The organism is Ruegeria sp. CDSC025, assembly GCF_059610805.1.
Map to the genome: position 1 here is coordinate 191292 of NZ_JBXWOJ010000004.1, position 15391 is coordinate 206682.

Genomic DNA, 15391 nt, shown 5'->3' on the forward strand with positions numbered 1-15391 from the left:
AATTCGATCCGTGAAATATAGTAGTCAGGGTATGTGTTATGAGTGAGAATAATCGTCGCGAGTTACTTCGTATAGCCAACGAGATGAAAGGCGTCAGCAATGACGAAACCGGGCAGTTTATCTCTCGGATCATTGGTGATCTTTCGAACCTGAAGCCCTCGATTGCTTTTGTTGGTCAGATCAAGGCCGGCAAATCCCGACTGATCAATGGTTTTACCGGACAGGCCGAATATCTGCCGTCGGATGTGAACCCTTGGACAACCGTAATCACTGATATGCATTTCGGCCACCCGTCGGGCCGGACGCAAGGTGCCGAGTTCCATTTCTTCGACAACCGTCAGTGGCAGTCCCTGATTGCCGAAGGCGAAGAGCTGCGCAACATGTTCCCCGATGACGAGGACAGTTATAAGCGCGAGATGATCGAAGAACAGGTCGACGCAATGAAGACCCGCGCCAAGCTTCGGCTGGGCGATAGCTATGAACAGCTGCTGGGCCAACATCATGATCTGGAAGACCTGAATTCGGATGATTTGGCACGTTATGTTTGCGCAGGCGATGACCCGACCGAGGGTGGGACACATGATCCGGCATCGGACCGGGGCCTTTACAGCGACATCACCCGAAAGGCCGAGGTCTATTTTGACATCGGACATTTCCCATTTCCGCTTACGGTCACCGATACACCCGGCGTAAATGACCCTCTGTTGATCCGCGAAGAGATCTCTCGCCAATACCTCAAAGAGTCCGACTTCTTTGTGGTTGTCCTGTCGGCGCATCAGGCGCTTTCTCGGGCGGACTTGAAACTGTTCCGCCTAATGCAAGCGCTGGAGTTGGGCCAGATCGTGGTTTTTATCAATCGCGTGGACGAATTGGGAAATGGTGCCGAAGATGCCTTCAAGGTGCGGGCCGATGTTTTGGACGGGCTTGAAAAGGCACTTGGGAACTCGAACATTGACGTTCTGACCGGCAGTGCCCAATGGGCGCATTACGCCCTGACCGGTGACGAAGCCGGTATCAATCACGACGATGTCCTGGCCTGGCTGCGCGCGCACCCCGATCAGATGAAGCAATATCTGGACGGTGTCGAAGAGATCAAACAAGGCCCCGGCCCGATCAGCCGCGAAGGTGTTTTGCGCTTTGCCGCTATGATCGCCTCCGGGTTGCCCGATCTGCGCCGGCATGTGACCCGAGCGCTGACAGAAGGCCCGCGCGATGAACAACTGCGTATGGCCTGGCAGCATCTCAACAGCTTTGCCCAAGGTGAATTGGACCGGTCCAAAGCGCATCTGCGCGCGATCGAGAACGACACTACAACCTCGGCAGAAGACGCTGGTGAAAACAACAGGATATTGGCCGATCTGCGGAACTCGGTCAGCGACAAGACCACCAAGATCATTGACGAAATGGATGACGTCCTGGCCAACCTGAGAGGCGTAATGGATGACACCGTGGCCGAGGCCGTGTCGGGCGTTGTTCGCGGCCCGAACGGAGATTCTCCGCTGTTGTCGAAAACCGGAGAAACCGAGCTGAATTTTACGCCGCTGCGCGACCGCATGCGCGAACTTGTTCAGGGGGCCACCCAAGTTGTCCGCCAAAGAATGCTGAGCGAGCTCTACGCAATCGACATGCAAAGCAATGCCACGCTGCGGGCTCTGCCCGGCTGGCAGGACGCAACCGACAATCGGATGAACACCAGCGCAGTTCGCTGGTTCCGTCCGGACACGTCCGCTTTGACCCGTGGCATCACTGTTGAACTTCGGGTAAACTGGTTGTCCCGGCTGATTTCGCGTAAAAGTGTCGTGTCCCGTGCCGAACGCATGATCGTTCAGGAGTTTGAGATGATCGGAGATGATCTGGTGGATACCGCCCGCGGTGATTTGACCGAGCGGCTTAATACCGTGCTGGACCATTATCTGGCCCTGCTCGCCACACATCTTGAACATCGTGCCGGAACCGGCGAAACAAATGCCCGGGCCGAGGCGCAAGCCGCATTCAACCACGCACAACATATTTCTGACGAGCTGGGCACCCTATTCAGCCAGCATCAAACAGATGAAAGACTAGCAGAGGCAGCGGAATGATCGAATTTCCCGGAACCGACAAGGAAGTGAGGCAGCTTGAGCGCTTTCTGACCGCGACCGAAAGCCTGCCGAGCGACGTGGCGCTCGAAGATATGCGCGCCCGTGCCTTGGCGCATGCCGAACGCTTGTCAAACGCGGTAAATATTGGATTCGCCGGAGAATTTGGGGCGGGAAAATCCAGCCTGGCCAACATGCTGGCCGGGGCAGATATTCTGCCTACCGGGCCGCAACATCTGAAACTGCCGCTCGTTATTGTGGCATATTCCGAAACCCCCGAAACAACTGTCGGGTGGTGGGACCGGGAACCTAAAGTCTATTCTGGAATTGCACTTGAAAAAGCCGCCAAAGACGAACCCGACTTTATCTCTGTTGGATTGAACACCCCTGCCCTGCAAGAGATATCGCTCTACGATCTGCCTGGGTCAGGCGCTTTGGATGATACCTATAAACCGACGCTCGATCTGCTCAAATTTGTGGATTGCGCGATCTGGTGCACCAACGGCACAAATGCATGGCGCGAAACGGAACGCCATCTTTGGGCTAGGGTTCCGGAAGAGTTGCGAGCAAACAGCATATTGGCTGTGACACATACAGATTTGCCTCCGGTACGCGACGCGCTTGACCGGGTGTTGGCCCGCTTGAACAAAGAAAAGGGCAATATGTTCCGCTCGGTTGTGCCGATCGGCACCCCAGTGGCTGTCCGTGCCATGGCGCAAGAGCCAGAACCGGATTTCGCCCTTTGGGAAACCTGCGGTGGTCAGGGGCTGGCCGAACAGGTGCTTGATATTGCTTCGAACCGGCGACAGGCAGACCTGAGTTCGGCGCGCGAAGATCTGGAACAGCACTTTCTGCCCTATCTGAAATCGATTGACGTTCAGGTGCCGGACATAGCCGCCCTCGACGCGCCCTCTATTCAGACCACGCTGGAAAACGTGCTACCCCCTATCGACAATCCGATCCTGGAAGACTGGCTTGCCGCGATTGCAAGTATCTATGAAGACCTGCGGGAAACCTCAAATATGGAGCCAGCGGCTTTCCTGCAAAGCTGTCAGGAAATCGTTGAGGACTTTGCCGAGCGCCTGGAAAACGATGGCGAGATTGACCCGACGGCGGATTGGATTCCGGGTGAGTTCGAAAAGGCCACGGACTTGTTGCTTTTGCTTCAGTTCGAAAGCGGCGTTGCGCCACTGAAGGATGCGATTAGCATCCTGGCACAGCTGAGTGACAACCTTGCTTGGGCCGGCAGCCGGGTTGAATCGGCACAGCCAAAGACCGGAACCTGAAATTTCCGCTCAAGGCTGAGCGGCAATTCCGCGAATCGTAGAAGCGATTCCTACGAATCTATTGTTTCGAATTTGTAGACCAATCCTTAAGAATTTGTTTTTAGCTTTCGATTTTATCACAATATATTTCTATATGTAGTATAAACTGTCAAATACACACCACATATAGATCAATCGCAAAAACGATCCTTAGTGAAGCCATCAGGCGGCCCCAATAAAGTCAAATTTGAATCGTCTAACCGACTTGAGTGTCCTGCGGTTGTTTTTGGTTGTGTGTTTGCGGGCTATTTGCCCAGGTTTTTTGCCGCAAAACGATTAGAACGGGCGGAATGAAATGAGCCATAACCAGGCTGTCGGTGCAACGCACGACGAACCTAAGATTGAAGGACTTGAACCTGGCGCAAAGCTGTTGCGCGGGCAGTATGAGATTCTTCGTTTCCTCAGCAATGGCGGGTTTGGGATTACCTACCTGGCCCGCGACAGCCTAGAGCGCGATGTCGTGATCAAAGAGTGCTATCCGGGCGCTCTGTGCCGTCGGAATGGTGACGCGGTTGAACCCATCAATCCCGACCACAAAGAAGATCTGCGCGCGATCATCGACCTGTTCATTCAGGAAGCGCGCAATCACGCCCGACTGGTTCATCCCAATATCGTTGACGTACATCAGGTCTTTGAAGACAACGACACGGCGTATATCGCTATGGACCTGATCCGGGGTTGCGATCTTCTAGATTATTCCGAGAACCCCGAAAACGACGCTGGCCCGGATTTCATTGTCCAAGTCACCGAGAAAATGCTGTCGGCCGTTTCGTTCATCCACCAAAGCGGAATGCTGCATCGCGATATCTCACCGGACAATATTCTGATTGACCAAAACGGAGACCCGGTCCTCATCGACTTTGGTGCCGCGCGGGAACAGGCAGCCAATCAATCAGCTGCCCTGTTGACTTTGCGGGTTATCAAAGACGGCTATTCCCCGCACGAATTCTATGTACGCGGCGCAGATCAGGGACCCAGCAGCGACCTCTATGTTCTCGCGGCGACGCTTTATCACGCCATCAGTGGCGAACGTCCGATCGACGGGCAAACCCGACTGAATGCCTTCAACAATGGCCAGGATGATCCCTATACGCCCCTCGCAGGTCAGTACAGCGACTATCCCGATGGGTTCCTTGAAGCGATCGACAAAGCGATGGAAGTTCACGCAACAGATCGTCTGCAAACGGCCCTGGATTGGCTGCGGATGTTCCGTGGTCCCGGCGTCATGTTTGACTCGTTCGCCTATCGTCCGGTCTCGGTCATCGTAGCGATGGACCGTAAGGACGAAGTCGAAGAGCAAGCCCGGATCAAAGCCGAAAGTGAAAATGCCGAGGCGGTGGTGACTGCCTTGTTGGCTGGGAACCCTGACATTGCCCTGGGTAATGAGGATAAGTTTGAGGGCGATCTGGCCAAGTTTGCACAAAAAGAAGAGGCCGCGGTTGCGGTCGATACGATCGTCAAGAACGGATCAGGCGGCAGCGGTAAAGTCATCGCAGGCGCTGCTGCGGTGGTGGTTGCCTTGGCTGCAGGCGGATTCGTTTTGTTCAGTGGCAGCGAAGAAACCCCCGAACCGACAGCAGCGCCGGTCCAAGTGACCGAGACAGAGGCACCAGCCTCGGAACAGCCGGAAGAAGCCGTGGAAACGGCGGCACCGGCCGCTGCGGAAGAGGTCGTGGAAACGGCAGAACCGGCCGCTGCGGAAGCTGAAGCACCAGAACAAGAAGTCGCAAGCGTAGAACCTGTTGAGCAGACGGATACCCTCACGGCGCAAAACGCCGAAGCGCTACCTGTCGAGGCAGCCCCAGTTGCTGCTGACCCGGTAGAAATCAGCGCTGCTGCTGGCCAACCGGCAGAAACGCAGATTGCGTATTCTCATTGGGATGTGGAAATACCGTTCCAGACCTCGAAACGCCGCGCCTCGACTGGCAGCGTCGTTGTCGTGACCGGCATTGACCCCACGCTGGATACTTCTGTGATCGGAGAATGGGTGCAGCATGGGGCGTCGATTTATACTCTGAACGGAGTGCCGGTCCAGGCAGATGCAAGTTTTGCCGCCCAGATTTTGGATGACCTGAAGGTCGATCCGGATGGGTATATCCGCATCACTGCCCGTTATCGGGAACTCGGAAAAACCCGTGCGCAGAACGGATTGCTGGCCCTGCCCGCCATTCGCATGTTGGGTCTCGAGAATGGTTATGTGTTCACTATCAGAAACAGCAATGGAAACGGCTGGGCAACTGTTGTTGACACTGCACCAGACGCGCCCGCAGCAGGTAGCCTGCGCAAAGGCGATGTACTGATCTCGGAAAATCATACCGGTCAGAACATTACCAACCCTGAAGGGCTGGACGCGCTTTTGCAGCTCCTTGTTTCTGAAAACCAGTCCGAAGCCCGCTTTACAGTTCTGCGCAACGGTACTGAAACGGGTGCGGTTATGCCCCTGGTACAGGAGTAATGATCCGGTCTGATTGTGATCTGCCTGTGTGTGTTTGCTGAGAGTGAAGCGAAAGCCATCACTCTGACGGGGACCGGCCCGTCGCAGAAGGTAAATGAGTTTTTTGTTCCCAATCATCAGTGCCTGTGTACCGAACGTGCAGAGGTGAGTAGCAGCCCCATGGGACGTAGATCCTGTGCCAAGAAACAAAGGTGTCGACACCATGTTTAAATATAAAAGCCCCCTTAGCCGGCTTCTCGAAGGTGCCGGCAAACCTCAAGAGACCGAAACCGAGGAGGTCGCGGCACCTGAGTCTGATAACGCTGAACCGATTGCGGATTTCAACGCACTTCGTAATGCACTGGCAGGCGGCAACACTACCGCTGATAGCTACGATGAAAGCGAAGAACTATTACCCGAAGACAAGATGCCGGAGTTCTCCAAAGCAGAACAAGCCACTGCCGATGAGATTATCGTCGAGGAAGTGGTCGCCGAAGTGCAAAGCGCCACCGAGGTTACAGTTGATGCCGACCCAAAGGACGACGAACCGGTTGTGACACTGCATGTGTCAACCGAAGAACTGACAGCCACGATTGAAGATCCCGCGCCTGAAATGGCGATGGAAGAACCGGTCGTAGACGTAGTCGTCGAGACAGTTGATCCGGAACCAGAAGCGCCTTCTGCCCAAGAGGTCGAGGTACAACCTCAGCCTGCTCCTGCGGCAAAAGAAGACAGACGCAGCCGTGTGAAAACCACCTTCCTGGGCTTCGAGCGCGCGGATACGCATGTTCAGGACCTGATGGAATCGGCCGAGCCGGTGGCTATGGCCAAGACCGAGGCCGCGCAGGCGACATTCCCGGTGGGATGGCTTGTTGTAACTTCCGGCCCCGGCCGCGGTTCCAGCGTTACGCTGACAGAAGGCCTTATGCAGATTGGGCGTAATGATGATCAGGCGATCCAGCTGGACTTTGGCGACACTGGGATTTCCCGCAGCAACCATGCGGTAATTGCCTATGACCCGGAAGACCGCAAATGCTATTTGGGCCATGGCGGCAAGGCCAATCTGGTGCGCCTGAACGGCAAACCCGTTCTCAGCACGGTTCCACTCTCCACTGGCGATCTTATCCGGATCAGTGAAACCTCAATCCGTTTTGCAGCCTTCTGCGATGACGGCTTTGATTGGCGGGATGCTTAATTGATGCTGGCGACCCCGGCATATGATCTTGCGCTGATCCTGGATCAGGGTCAGCGCGACACGCAGGAAGACGCGGTCGCGTCGCGTATGTTCGACGCGGCGGATGCGGGCTATGTCATCGTCGCGGACGGAATGGGTGGGCATGCGGCAGGAGAAGTGGCATCTGAACTGGTAGTCAAAGCCTGGCGCGATGCACTGGATACCGAACTTGAAGCAGACGCTCCGGCTGAGACTGCGCTGATCGACGCCTTACCCTTGGCAGCCATGCAGGCAAATGCCGCGATTTCGACTTACTGCGAGGAGCAGGGTGAAGATTTCAACATGGGATCAACCATGTTGGGAGTTTTGCTGCTGGAAAAGCGCGTCTTCTGGATTTCGATTGGCGACAGCCCCCTTTATCTCTATCGCGACCGTACCCTCAGCCAAATCAACGAAGACCATTCGATGGCTCCGATGATTGATGCTCAGGTTGCTGCAGGTACCCTTACGCCAGACCAGGCGTCGTCTCACCCCGACCGAAACCAACTGACTTCGGTGATAATGGGCGCCGCAATTCCCAAGGTCGATTGCCCGGAAGAACCATTGGGTCTTAGCACCGCGGATGTGCTGATCGTGGGAAGTGATGGGCTGCAATATCTGAGCAACACAGAAATTCAGGCAATTCTTGAGGAAAACGAAGATGCGCTGGCTCAAGATATTGCGGATGCGCTGTTGCGGGCACTGAGAACCAGGAACGACCCGGATCAAGACAATACGTCGATTGGCGTCATCAAACTCAGAAGAAACGACTAGAGGCAAAGCAACCGGACCAATGAAACTCCATCTGATCATATCCAGCCTGGCACTAGCTGCCGCGACGGGCGCTGCTTCGGCACAAGAAGCATGCTCAACCTATGAAATCCAGCGAGGCGACAGCCTGCGGGAACTGACCATCGCAGTCTATTCGACCGAAGATTTTCGGATCATCTTCGAGGCAAACCGCGATGTAATCGGAAATAATCCCAATGTCATCCGCGTCGGCGACGTTTTGACCCTGCCGTGTTTGGAAGATATCGGGCGCGCGGCTGCCGTGCCGCAGACAGAGGCCGAAGCAATGGCCGCCGAAATGGCCGCCGAACTTGTCAAGGCTGCGGAAGATCGCGCTGCCAAAGCTATCGCCGAAGCCGAGTCCCGCGTGGCCGAAGCCAAAGCAGAGGCGGTCATCGCCGCCAAGGCTGCGGCCAAGGATGAGATCGAGGCCGCGCGTGCTGAAGGTGCTGCCCTAATCCGCAATGCAGGTACCGGTGAACGTCCTGAAATCCGGGACCGTCAGTTGATTTTGATCACTGGCGGCAACTATTCCCCGTTCACGGATGAAGCTCTGCCGCATCGTGGTCTATATACAAATCTTGTTGAAACCGCGATGTTGCGCGCAGCGCCGGAACAGTCCTACAAGATCCAGTTCGTCAATGACTGGTCTTCACATCTGGATCTGTTGATGCCGACGCTGGCATTTGACGCAACCTTCCCGTGGTCGCGTCCAGATTGTGACGACGCAGATGCACTGTCTGAAAATGACCGTTCACGTTGTGAAACCTACAATTTCTCAAACCCGTTCTATGAAGTTGTGGACACGTTCTTTGCTCGCGAAGGTTCGGGCTATGAAGAGACCCTGACATATGCGGATTTTGCCGGTGCAACCATCTGCCGACCCGAGGGCTGGTCTCTGTCGCATATGGATGCGGTGGGGCTGTACGAGCCCGCGATCACGATACTGCGCCCGGTTTCGCCGGATGAATGTTTCCATGCATTGATGGATGGAACCGCCGACATCGCCGCAATTGAGGCCCATCTGGCCGTCGAGGCAATCGGTCGGCTGGGTTACGAGCATCGCATTGTAGAAAACCCCAACTTGGCAGCGATCAAGTCTCTTAACATCATGACTCACAAGGATAATCCTGATGGAGAAGCGATCCTTGAAACGCTTAATCAGGGTCTGGCGATCATGCAGCAATCAGGAGAGTGGCGCGACATCGTCTCAACCGCTCTGCGTTATCAAATGGAAAATGGCTAAGGCCCTTATTGGCCTAAACTCAAAAAAGTCTGGAGGAAGTGGACATGTATAAATTTAACCTGAAGAAAGTCGTGATTTCGGCCACCGCCGTCACCGCCCTGAGCGCCGGAGCTGCCGCAGCACAGGAAGCCTGTAGCAACTATACCGTCGCGGATGGTGACACGATGGCGACCATCGCCATCGCGGCTTATGGCACCTCGAACTATCAGCCGATCTTCAACGCCAACCGCAACATCATCACCAACCCAAACGCGCTGGCGCCTGGATTGGTTCTGTCCCTGCCCTGTGAAGACGGTAGTCTGCCGAATGGCCAGTCAGCACAGGAACTGATCGCAGCAGAAGAAAAGCGTGCGGCCAGTGTGAAACGTTCGAACGTCTACGCCCCGCCAATCAAGCTGGTAGCGGGTAACGGATGGGAGCCATTCACGACCGAAAGTCTGAGTGGTGGTGGGATCATGACCCGCCTGGCGACCACAAGTCTTCAGCGTGCCGGCAACAGCCGTGATTTCTCGGTCAGCTTTGTCGACGACTGGACTTCGCATTTGGAAACTCTCTTGCCGCTCGGCGCATTCGACATCTCGATCGCCTGGACAGTTCCAGATTGTACAAATCACACCTATGAGTGGTCTGCAGCGACTGAATCCCGGTGCAACGAGTTTGTTGCTTCGGTTCCGGTCTATGACATCGTCGGCGGCTTCTTCACTTTGCCGGAAAGCGAATACTCACAAGCGACGGCCTTCGAAGACCTCAAAGGTGCAACCCTGTGTCGTATGGACGGCTGGAGCATGGTTGTACTTGAAGAAGTCGGCTTGAATTCCGATAACCTGACGTTGGTTCACCCCAGCTCGGCCCGCGAGTGTCTGGATGCCGTTTTGACCGGCTCAGCCGATGTGGCCGCGTTCGAGGTCGATCTTTTCGCCGCAACCATGAAGGACATGGGTCTGACCTCGGAAGATATCGTAGAAAACCCCTATGTTTCCACGCTGTCCTCGATGAGTTTCCTTGCGCACCGCACCAACCCGTTTGCACGCGAATACATCGCTATGGTCAACAAGGGCCTGAACGAGATGCGTGAATCCGGCGAATGGTACGCGATCATCTCGGACACGCTGCGTGAACAGAACGAAAAGCTGAACGCCGCGTCAAACTAATACCGATACATATGAACAGTCGCAGGGCCGGTCTTTGGACCGGCCCTGTCTTTTTTCAAGATCCGAAGATTTTTGCGACAGGAATGAGAGTCCGAGTAATGGCTGCCGCGGTTTGATGCCTAAAAGGGCCGCCTTTCCCTTCGAAGCCGAAACAACTTGGCCCCGGTGGCACTATCTGCCGGCGTCTGATCCAAAAGACTCGACTCTGTAAAAGCGGAAGCATAAAAAGAACAAATCAAGAACATATTGGTATCTGGCATGTTCGATGGAATGCAGCGTCGCGTCGTTTCATTGTGGTTTCCTCGCTTGGCAAGCGACCGGGTTCTGCGTCGACGCCTGGTGAATGGACCCTTTGTCCTGACGCTCAAACAACAGAATGCCAATCGTATTTATTGCCTGAACGCTCAGGCTGCGGAACAGGGGCTGCATCAGGGCATGTCCTATGCGGATGCGCGCGCCTTTTGCCCCGCTTTGCAAAGCTGCACAGCCGATCCTCAGGCCGATATGCGTTTCCTGCACATCCTGCGTCGCTGGGCAACGCGCTATTGCCCCTGGGTGGGGATGGAAGGCGAGGATGGGCTGGTGCTTGACGTCACCGGGTCAGCCCATCTCTTTGGCGGCGAAGAGGTGATGTTGGCTGATATGCGCGGACGGTTTACGCGCGCAGGGCTCTGGGTGCAGATCGGATTGGGGGATACGCGCGGTGCGGCTTGGGCGCTTGCCCGTTATGACGAGGGGGTCGCAGCCTCTGGCAATATGCTGACGGCCCTAAAGTCGCTGCCGGTGGCGGCCTTGCGTCTGGATGAGAAGACCTCGGTCGCCTTACAGCGCATGGGCCTGCGCAAAATTGGTACATTGGCGGCAGCACCGCGCGCACCGCTGACACGGCGTTTTGGCCCCGGTCTGCTGCTCAGGCTGGATCAGGCTCTGGGCGCGCAACCCGAAGCAATCACGCCGCTGTCCGATCCCCCCCATTACGCGGTGCGCATGACCCTGCCGGACCCCATCGGATTACTGTCGGACGTGATGGCTGGGACCGAACGGCTGTTGGCCCAGCTCTGCGCCAAGCTGAAGGCGCAAGAGATGGGCGCCCGGAAACTTTGCATGACATTGCGTCGGGTGGACCAGGACTGCCAGCAGGTTGAACTGCGTCTGGCCCGACCTCTGCGCGATCCTCAGCGTATCCTGTCTTTGTTCGAACGCGGTTTGGGGGAAATAGATGCTGGCTTTGGCATTGATCAAATGCGGTTGGAGGCCACCGGGGTTGAAGCGCTGCCAGTACAACAAATCAGCCATGTGTCGGACCACAGCAAGAGCCGGCTGGATGACCTGATCACCCGGCTGGGCACCCGGGTCGGGCTTGAAAACATACAGCGTTTCCTACCTGCGGACAGCCATATTCCCGAACACAGTTTCATCATCGCGGCCGCCGCCTATTCCAACCCATCCAGCGGGTGGAGCATCCTGAACCCACGCCCGCTCTACCTGTTTCCACCCGAACCGATTGCGGCAACCGGCCCGCATCCGCCCGCGCGGTTCCGCTGGAGACGTATGTCCCTGACAACCGGCCATGCCACGGGCCCCGAACGCATCGCGCCCGAGTGGTGGCATCAGGATGAAAGCTGGCGCTCTGGCCTGCGGGATTACTGGCGAGTGGAAACCACGCAGGGGCGCAGACTCTGGCTGTTTTACACGCCGCAGAATCCGGGCTGGTTTGTACAGGGAGAGTTCGCATGATCACAGCAAACCGCCCGACAGACGCCCTGCACCGCCATATGCCAAAGCCCCATGCACAGGGGCTGGGTTATGCCGAACTCTGTGTCACCACGAATTTCACCTTTCTGACCGGGGCCTCCCACCCCGAAGAGCTCGTCCTGCGCGCCGCCGAGCTGGGATTGTCGGCAATAGCCATCACGGATCACAATTCATTGGCAGGGGTTGTGCGCGCATGGTCGGCACTGCGAGAGCTTAAGCGGCAGACCAAACAGCCCCTTCAAATCAGATCCGAACATCGTGTTGATGCCTCTTCCCGGCAAGAGGTTGGCCACAGGCAGGCGCTTCCGAAACCGGACTGCACTGTTCTGCCTAAACTGATTACCGGCTGCCGGCTGCTGCTGCGCGACAGTGCGGTAGATTGGGTGGCGTTGCCCTGTGATCTGGCAGCCTACAAACGCTTGGCCCGCCTGCTGACGTTGGGCAAGCGGCGTGCGGATAAGGGCGATTGCGAGCTCTATACGCAAGACATGCTGACGGCCTGCAAGGGCATGATCCTGATCGCCCTGCCCCAGACCACCCTGTCAGAGGCCGCATCGGATATTCAAACCGTGCGGCGACGATTTCCCAATCATGTTTTTCTGGGTGCAGTGCCACGCTATGACGGCAGCGATCAGGCCTATCTGGCCGAATGCGCCCAACTGGCGCAGAAAAGCTGCGCCCCCATGGTGGCGGTCGGGGATGTGCTGATGCACCGCGCCCACCGCAAGCAACTGGCCGATATCCTGACCTGCATGCGTAAAAACATCACGATTGATCAGATCGGCACCCGCGCATTGCCCAATGCCGAACGCCGCCTCAAATCCGGCCAGGATCTGGTCCGGCTGTTCCGCCATCACCCCAGCGCCTTGCGGCGCACGATGGAGATTGCCGACAGGTGCAGCTTTGATCTGGCGGAGCTTTCGTATGAATACCCCGATGAGATTGCAAGCGGGGAACATCCGCAAACGCGTCTGGAACGTCTGGCACACGAAGGGTTGCAGCGCCGGTACCCCGAAGGGCCGCCCGACACGGTGGTCGGGCTGATGCGCAAGGAACTGGCGGTGGTCGCGGATCTGCAGTTTCCCGCTTATTTCCTGACTGTACATGACATCGTACAATATGCCCGGTCGCAGGGCATTCTGTGTCAGGGGCGCGGGTCCGCGGCCAATTCGGTGCTCTGTTACCTCTTGGGCATCACGGATGTCAGCCCCGACCAGATCGCCATGGTCTTTGAACGGTTCGTATCCAGATACCGGGGCGAGCCGCCGGATATTGATGTCGATTTCGAGCATGAGCGGCGTGAAGAGGTGATCCAGTGGATTTACGAGAAATATGGCCGCGAACGTGCTGGTCTTTGCGCAACTGTCATCCATTTCCGCACCCGTGCAGCCATTCGCGAGGTGGGCAAGGTCATGGGGCTGTCGCAGGATGTAACCGCTGGGCTGTCGAGCCAGATCTGGGGCATGAGCAATGGCGGCGTTGATCTGGACCGTATTCGCGAGCTGGGGCTGGACCTCAGCGACCGGCGCCTCATGCAAACCATTCATCTGATTGGCGAAATCATCGGCTTTCCCCGCCATCTGTCCCAGCATGTTGGTGGTTTTGTGATCACCAAAGGACGCCTGGACGAGCTTTGCCCGATTGAAAATGCCGCAATGGAAAACCGCACCGTCATCTGCTGGGACAAAGATGACATTGATGCTCTGAACATCCTGAAAGTCGATGTGCTGGGGCTTGGTATGCTCAGTTGTCTGCGCAAATCCTTTAGCCTGCTGCAACAGCATGAAGGCCAGACCCTGAGCATCGCCAAGGTGCCTCAGGACGACACCGCCACATATGACATGCTCTGCCGGGCGGATGCGATCGGCGTCTTTCAGGTCGAAAGTCGGGCGCAGATGAATTTCCTGCCCCGGATGCGCCCCCGCGAGCTTTATGACCTGATAATCGAAGTTGCTATTGTGCGCCCTGGCCCCATTCAAGGGGATATGGTGAAGCCCTATATCCGGCGACGCAATGGGCTGGAAAACCCCGAACCCTTTGGCCCGGAACTGGAACAGGTGACAGCGCGCACATTGGGCGTCCCCCTGTTTCAGGAACAGGCCATGCAGATTGCCGTGGTCGGGGCCGGATTCACGGCGGAAGAGGCCGACCATCTGCGCCGCTCATTGGCTACGTTCCGGCGAATGGGCACAATCGGCACATTCCGGGATAAATTCATCAATGGGATGCTGGGCAACGGCTATGACATCAAAGTGGCCGAGCAGTGTTTTTCCCAGATCGAAGGCTTTGCCGATTACGGGTTCCCGGAAAGCCATGCGGCGGCCTTTGCCATGCTTGCCTATGTCTCGGCCTGGCTGAAACGCCATCACCCGGCGATCTTTGCCTGCGCGCTTTTGAACTCTCAACCCATGGGGTTTTACGCGCCCGCTCAGATCGTGCGCGACGCCCGCGAGCATGGGGTCGAAATCCGCCCCATCTGCGTCAATCATTCCGAGTGGGACAATATACTGGAACGCCGCCCCGATGGCGCGCTGGCGCTGCGGCTGGGATTCCGCCAGATCAAGGGGTTCAGGGAAGAAGACGCCGGCTGGATTGAGGCCGCCCGCGGCAATGGCTATCAGGATCCAGAGGCGCTGTGGCTGCGTGCGGGGCTGCGGCCTGATGTACTGACGCGCTTGGCCGAGGCAGACGCTTTTTCCGATATGGGGCTAACCCGGCGCGATGCACTCTGGCAGGTCAAAGCCATTCAAAGCCCCAAACCTCTGCCCTTGTTCAATGATCCGATTGACGGGGAAACGGTTCACGAACCCCCGGTCAACCTGCCCGCCATGCAGCTGGGCGAAGAGGTGGTCGAGGATTATGTTGCCACCCGCCTGACCCTGCGGGCCCACCCGATGGAACTGCTGCGCCCCTCTCTGCCAGGGCTGACCACACATGTCGCCTTGCTTGAGGTGCCCCTGGGGCGGCACAGCGTTTGTGGTCTGGTTATCACCCGTCAGCGGCCGGGCACGGCGTCGGGTATAATTTTCCTGACGCTAGAGGATGAAACCGGGGTCAGCAATGTGGTGGTCTGGCCCAAGGTTTATGAGCGTTTCCGCCGGGCCGTGATGGGCGGGCGCCTGCTGCGGATCACAGGGTATCTGCAGCGTGAAGGGATTATCGTGCACCTGATCGCCCAGGACGTTCAGGACATGTCACATAAGCTTTCCGAATTGGGGCACCCGCAACCAGAGGTCCTAAGCACCGAAGGGTCCCGCACTGATGATACACCGAAGAAATCCCGCTATCCTGCCAGGGCAATGCACCCACGGGATCAGGCAAAGCGGCTGTTTCCAAGCCGGGATTTTCATTGAGCCGCACTGCTGGATATCTCTGGCCGGGTTCGCACTGTCGGATTGCC

At 56.9% G+C, this 15391-nt stretch carries 9 protein-coding genes; all 9 read left to right on the forward strand.

Features of this window, described 5'->3' with window-relative positions; translation table 11 throughout:
• Positions 1-38: 38 nt before the first annotated feature.
• The 9 genes from AC2FH8_RS08530 to AC2FH8_RS08570 all read left to right on the forward strand — a co-directional run bounded on the left by AC2FH8_RS08530 (position 39) and on the right by AC2FH8_RS08570 (position 15344).
• Entirely contained in the window at positions 39-2081 is a 2043-nt protein-coding gene (locus AC2FH8_RS08530) for a dynamin family protein (protein ID WP_496689350.1), read from the forward strand.
• Positions 2078-3364, forward strand: a complete 1287-nt coding sequence (locus AC2FH8_RS08535) for a dynamin family protein (protein ID WP_496689352.1) — start codon at positions 2078-2080, stop codon at positions 3362-3364. The genes AC2FH8_RS08530 and AC2FH8_RS08535 overlap by 4 nt, the downstream gene beginning before the upstream one ends.
• Before the next feature lie 334 nt (positions 3365-3698).
• Positions 3699-5858: a serine/threonine protein kinase gene (locus AC2FH8_RS08540; RefSeq protein WP_496689354.1), complete on the forward strand. Its 2160-nt coding sequence runs from the start codon at positions 3699-3701 to the stop codon at positions 5856-5858.
• A 202-nt stretch (positions 5859-6060) separates the two neighbouring features.
• Positions 6061-7032 carry an FHA domain-containing protein gene (locus AC2FH8_RS08545; RefSeq protein ID WP_496689356.1) on the forward strand — a complete coding sequence of 324 codons (972 nt, stop codon included), beginning with the start codon at positions 6061-6063 and terminating at the stop codon, positions 7030-7032.
• Positions 7033-7035: 3 nt separating this feature from the next.
• The gene (locus AC2FH8_RS08550; RefSeq protein WP_281995081.1) at positions 7036-7824 is read left to right on the forward strand and encodes a PP2C family protein-serine/threonine phosphatase; all 789 of its coding nucleotides are present in this window, start codon (positions 7036-7038) and stop codon (positions 7822-7824) included.
• Positions 7825-7843: 19 nt separating this feature from the next.
• Positions 7844-9085, forward strand: a complete 1242-nt coding sequence (locus tag AC2FH8_RS08555; protein ID WP_496689359.1) for a peptidoglycan-binding protein LysM — start codon at positions 7844-7846, stop codon at positions 9083-9085.
• A 44-nt stretch (positions 9086-9129) separates the two neighbouring features.
• Positions 9130-10236: a transporter substrate-binding domain-containing protein gene (locus AC2FH8_RS08560; RefSeq protein ID WP_142636241.1), complete on the forward strand. Its 1107-nt coding sequence runs from the start codon at positions 9130-9132 to the stop codon at positions 10234-10236.
• Between the two features lie 258 nt (positions 10237-10494).
• Positions 10495-11973 carry a Y-family DNA polymerase gene (locus tag AC2FH8_RS08565; protein WP_496689361.1) on the forward strand — a complete coding sequence of 493 codons (1479 nt, stop codon included), beginning with the start codon at positions 10495-10497 and terminating at the stop codon, positions 11971-11973.
• Positions 11970-15344 carry an error-prone DNA polymerase gene (locus tag AC2FH8_RS08570; protein ID WP_496689363.1) on the forward strand — a complete coding sequence of 1125 codons (3375 nt, stop codon included), beginning with the start codon at positions 11970-11972 and terminating at the stop codon, positions 15342-15344. Before AC2FH8_RS08565 ends, AC2FH8_RS08570 begins: the two co-directional genes overlap by 4 nt.
• Positions 15345-15391 lie beyond the last annotated feature (47 nt).

Coding starts and splice junctions, on each gene's coding strand:
- AC2FH8_RS08535 (WP_496689352.1), top strand. CDS start 2,078: ATGATCGAATTTCCCGGAACCGACAAGGAAGTGAGGCAGCTTGAGCGC.
- AC2FH8_RS08540 (WP_496689354.1), top strand. CDS start 3,699: ATGAGCCATAACCAGGCTGTCGGTGCAACGCACGACGAACCTAAGATT.
- AC2FH8_RS08530 (WP_496689350.1), top strand. CDS start 39: ATGAGTGAGAATAATCGTCGCGAGTTACTTCGTATAGCCAACGAGATG.
- AC2FH8_RS08570 (WP_496689363.1), top strand. CDS start 11,970: ATGATCACAGCAAACCGCCCGACAGACGCCCTGCACCGCCATATGCCA.
- AC2FH8_RS08555 (WP_496689359.1), top strand. CDS start 7,844: ATGAAACTCCATCTGATCATATCCAGCCTGGCACTAGCTGCCGCGACG.
- AC2FH8_RS08565 (WP_496689361.1), top strand. CDS start 10,495: ATGTTCGATGGAATGCAGCGTCGCGTCGTTTCATTGTGGTTTCCTCGC.
- AC2FH8_RS08545 (WP_496689356.1), top strand. CDS start 6,061: ATGTTTAAATATAAAAGCCCCCTTAGCCGGCTTCTCGAAGGTGCCGGC.
- AC2FH8_RS08560 (WP_142636241.1), top strand. CDS start 9,130: ATGTATAAATTTAACCTGAAGAAAGTCGTGATTTCGGCCACCGCCGTC.
- AC2FH8_RS08550 (WP_281995081.1), top strand. CDS start 7,036: ATGCTGGCGACCCCGGCATATGATCTTGCGCTGATCCTGGATCAGGGT.